This is a genomic window from Herpetosiphon llansteffanensis (genome assembly GCF_003205875.1).
Taxonomy (GTDB): Bacteria; Chloroflexota; Chloroflexia; order Chloroflexales; family Herpetosiphonaceae; genus Herpetosiphon; species Herpetosiphon llansteffanensis.
Genome location: NZ_PUBZ01000020.1, coordinates 1 through 2,548 on the forward strand (window position 1 = coordinate 1; position 2,548 = coordinate 2,548).

The following is a 2,548-nucleotide window of genomic DNA, read 5'->3' on the forward strand; positions in this document are numbered from 1 at the left end:
CTATGCATGGATGACTGATCTTGTGGCCGGTTTCCCACTTAGATGCTGTCAGCGGTTCTCCGTCCCAGACGTAGCTACCGAGCCTTGCGGGTCGTCCCACAACTCGTCCACCAGCGGTCTGTCCAGCCCGGTCCTCTCGTACTAGGGCCAGCCCCACGCAATCATCCTACGCTCACAGCGGATAGAGACCGAACTGTCTCACGACGTTCTGAACCCAGCTCGCGTGCCGCTTTCATGGGCGAACAGCCCAACCCTTGGGACCGACTCCAGCCCCAGGATGCGACGAGCCGACATCGAGGTGCCAAACCCCGCCGTCGATGTGAACTCTTGGGCGGGATCAGCCTGTTATCCCCGGGGTAGCTTTTATCCGTTACGCCACGGCCTTTCCACTCAGGCACGTGGGATCACTAGCGCCGACTTTCGTCCCTGCGCGGCCTGTTTGCCTTGCAGTCAAGCAGGTTTCTGCGCTTGCACGCCCCAGCCGGTTGCCATCCGGCCTGAACCTACCTTTGCGCGCCTCCGTTACTTTTTGGGAGGCGACCGCCCCAGTCAAACTACCCACCAGCCACCGTCCCCTTACCAGTTTCATGGTCAAGGGTGAGGCGCATATCTGTCGCAGAGTGGTATTTCACCGTTGCCTCCACCAGACCCGCAAGTCCGGTTTCGCTGGCTCCCACCTATCCTACGCAGCGCCACACACGCGCCGATGGCAAGCTGTAGTCAAGCTCCACGGGGTCTTTTTGTCCTGCTGCGAGTAGGCCGCATCTTCACGGCCCTTGCAATTTCACCGAGCTCCCGGTTGAGACAGCGCCCAGATCGTTCTACCTTTCGTGCGGGTCGGAACTTACCCGACAAGGAATTTCGCTACCTTAGGACCGTTATAGTTACGGCCGCCGTTTACTGGGGCTTCGGTTCACCGCTTCCACAGCTCCCCTTAACCTTCCAGCACTGGGCAGGTGTCAGCCGGTATACGTCCGCTGTTTCGCGTTCGCACCGACCTGTGTTTTTGTTAAACAGTCGCCTGGGCCTCTTTGCTGCGACTCGCCAGATGCTCCACCCGTATGGGCTTCACCCCAGCGAGCACCCCTTTTCCCGAAGTTACGGGGTCATTCGTGCCGAGTTCCTTAACCGGGATTCGCTCGTCCACCTTGGTCTCCTCGACCTGTCTACCTGTGTCGGTGTGCGGTACGGGCACACCCAGTCCTCCGTGCCCAAGCCTTTCGCGGCTGCTTAGGTCCATCCGACTCGCGGTTTCCCGAGAGAAACCACTCGTACTTGCTTCTCGGTCAACACATCGTGGGATTTGCCACACGATGCTCCCTACCAGCGTGAACGACGCTCGTCTCGTCGCTCGGATTCCCCATCAGCATCTCAGTCACGTGCAAACGTTCTGGGTGTGGTCGCCGATTATCAACGGCGTGTCCATCAGCTACGGCTCGCGCCCTCGCCTTAGGCCCGACTTCCCCGCCGCGGAGTGCCCGTGCGGCGGAACCCTTAGACTTTCGGTGGAGGGGGTTCTCACCCCTCGTATCGTTACTCATACCGACATTCGCACTTGTGGTCGCTCCACGGGTTGCGCTTCCGCGCCCGCTTCGATGCCCCCACAACGCTCCCCTACCATACAATCTGTGATTGTATCCCGCGCTTCGGTGATCGACTTAGCCCCGGTGGATTGTCGATGCAACCGGACTAAACCAGTGAGCTGTTACGCACTCTTTCAAGGGTGGCTGCTTCTAAGCCAACCTCCTGGTTGTCTGCGTCCGATCACGCCCTTGCCCACTGAGCCGATACTTCGGGACCTTAGCGGCGGGTCTGGGTTGTTGCCCTCTTGACGATGAATGTTCGCACCCACCGTCTCACTCGTGGTGTAGGCTGCTGGTATTCCCAGTTTGCCAGCGCTTGGTAAGGCTCGCGCCCCCCGCACGCCAACAGCGCTTTACCCCCAGCAGCCCCAATCCACGGCTGTACCTCAATACATTTCGGGGAGAACCAGCTATCTCCAGGTTCGATTGGAATTTCTCCGCTACCCACAGTTCATCCAAGCCCTTTGTAACGGACACTAGTTCGACCTTCCACGACCTGTTACGGTCGCTTCAGTCTGACCATGGGTTGCTCACCTGGTTTCGGGTCTACCCTATGCGACCAAACGCCCTATTCAGACTCGCTGTCGCTCTGGCTCCGGCTGTTGCTGCCTTAACCTGCCACACAGGGTAACTCGTCGGTTCATACTCCAAAAGGCACGCGGTTAGCTTACGCCTCCCACGGTTTGTCTGCGAGCAATTTCAGGATCTATTTCACTCCCTTCGCCAGGGTGCTTTTCACCGTTCCCTCACGGTACTCTGCGCTATCGGTCGCCCACGATATTCTGCCTTGGAGTGTGGTCACCCCGGCTTCCGACGGGATTTCGCGTGTCCCGTCGTACTTGAGATCCCTCGCGTAAGTGCCAGCAGTGTCGGGTACGGGACTCTCACCCGCTCTGGTTGGCCGTTCCAGGGCCATTCCCCTACCACTGGCATTGGTAACTTACTGACAGCAAGGACATGCTATC

1 rRNA gene is annotated in these 2,548 nt (G+C 59.1%); it reads right to left on the reverse strand.

Features of this window, described 5'->3' with window-relative positions:
- Positions 1 to 2,548, reverse strand: a 23S ribosomal RNA gene (locus C5S61_RS01200); the annotation flags it as partial.